General features: G+C 49.9%; 1 protein-coding gene. It reads right to left on the bottom strand.

Annotation, left to right across the window (positions count from 1 at the left end; translation table 11 throughout):
- Positions 1-956, bottom strand: a 956-nt coding sequence (locus tag AC5V8P_RS25755; RefSeq protein WP_495474080.1) for a condensation domain-containing protein, incomplete at both ends; no start/stop codon positions are given.

Raw genomic sequence — 956 nt, 5'->3', positions numbered from 1 at the left:
ACGAAGCGATACGACTCCTCGCCTGTGCGCAATACAGACACTCGCATCAGCTCACCTGAGCTGAAATGAAAGCCTTCGGCTTTGTCGCGCTCAGCAAAATCAGCAATGTATGCGTCCTGCTCTTCTTGTTCCATCAAGCGTATATCTTCAAAACGGAACCCGGCAGGTTTGTGGCGGTACACCACCTGTAAAGGCTGCTCATTCCAGCCACTATAAAAATTCGTTCTGAATATTTGATGGCGCTCCACCAGCTGATTGAGGCTTTCGGCAAAAGCCTCCACTTGAAAGCGGCCTTGCAAATCAAATGTCGCCTGCTCAAAGTACGCCCCGGATTGCGGCTCCATTAAGCCGTGGAACAGGATGCCTTTTTGCATCGGGGTTAACGAATAAATGTTTTCCAGTTCTCCGACAGCAGCCGTCTGCTCTACAATATGATCCAGCTCTACAGCCGTCAGTCCCTGGAAGGACAAGTCGCTTGGTGTCAGCTCTGGCAGCTCTTTGGCCACACAGTGAGCCAACACCTCACGCAAGCTCTCCTGCAGCAGATCAGCCAGCTTTTTGATCGATTTTTTCATGAACATTTTGTTACTGTAGCTGATCGTCAGTTCTAGAGCACCGTCTGTGATCATGCCGTTGATATCCAGAGCATACCGCTTGGTCAACGTATCACTTATGGAAGCTCCGACGGAATAGGGAGACATGCGGAATGCATTATTTTTTAAATCCTGATCAAATTGGCCAAGATAGTTAAAGCTGATTTCCGGCTCGGCAACAAAAGCTGCGTTTCCTTCCCCGTCCGCCAGATATCTCAACATCCCGTATCCAATCCCTTTATGCGGCAAACGGCGTAGCCCTTCTTTGACGTTCTTGATACGCCGTCCCACATTCCGGTCCTCGCCCATATCCAGCACAACTGGGAATTGACTGGTGAACCAACCGACCGTACGCGTAATATC

The sequence above is a fragment of the Paenibacillus sp. N119s genome, from assembly GCF_059447605.1.
The sequence above is the reverse complement of the archived record's forward strand: the minus strand, read 5'-3'. Positions and strand labels throughout refer to the sequence as shown.